A 1,075-nucleotide genomic window follows, 5' to 3' on the forward strand; every position below is an offset into this window, starting at 1 on the left:
CCCTCCGGCACACCGGCCGCGACCACCGGCGGCCTCTGACAGCTCTGGGCCTTACGTGATCAACCCGGACAGATCGCGATCACGCAATGACCTTGACTCATGGACATTCGACGTTTCCAGAATCCGCGCGGAATCGAGTCGAAGTACTTCTCTTCAACGCCAGAGGGTGCAGCTCTCTACGCTAAATCCGCCCATGCGACGTTCCCTGATGAGGGCGCTTACACGTTGGTGCGTGGCGTAATCAGAACTGAACATATTCCTGCGGAGAGCAGGATCGAGCATCTTGCGGACGGGGGTGGCGGAATCGACGCCTTCGCACTCTGGGAAGGTTCAATGAGTTCGATCGGTCGAGTCCGCATCCTTCCTTCCATGCCGATCCCGTAGGTGAGTAGATGAAGATCTACGTGACATCCCTCCAGCAGCCGACCCTGGACCTTTGGTCGAGGTTGCTGCCTGCAACGACGGCGATCGAGTTCGCCAACCAAAGTAGCCGCTCACTTCGGGCTGACGTGCTTGTGATGTCTGGAGTTTGGGCATTCGATCGTTATGGCGGTGGGCCGAACAGGGAGGCGGCACAGACGTTGTCCAATTCGAAAGGCGACGGCTTACCGGAGTGGATTGTCGTGCCGCCGTTTCGTCCGATCGTTGAACGGGATGGGGAATTCTCCATCAGGGAAGACTTCGAGCAAATAAGTCCCGCCTACTACGCCGTACTTCAGTCCCTCAGGGTAGTTAGGGATGAATTTGGAGACTCGGCAAGCGTGGTGCTGGATCTACCAATGCTCGGAATGGATGATCCGCACGACGAGTCGACCCCGGCGTCGGTGGCTAGGGCCATCGAGGTATTTTTGAATGAATGAGCAGAAGCCCCACCGGAGGGTCATTTCGGTGGGGCTTCTCGCGTGTGACGGCAACGCTGACGGCAACGTCAGCGGACGACGGATCCTGCAAGTGGGCAGGGGCCTGCCGATCAATAACTCCTAGTGTCTCGTGATTCTGTTCATGTCAGTTCGAGTTGTTATTGACGAGTTTCTTCACGTTGGTCGCGACGAGTCTGACCTTCGCGAGGACCTCG

General features: G+C 57.6%; 1 protein-coding gene. It reads left to right on the forward strand.

Going from position 1 to position 1,075, the window contains the following annotated elements:
- The first annotated feature begins 392 nt into the window (after positions 1-392).
- Positions 393-860, forward strand: coding sequence for a hypothetical protein (locus H300_RS31675; RefSeq protein ID WP_158678429.1), 468 nt, complete (start codon positions 393-395; stop codon positions 858-860).
- Positions 861-1,075 lie beyond the last annotated feature (215 nt).

This window comes from Streptomyces sp. TAA040 (assembly GCF_000424845.1).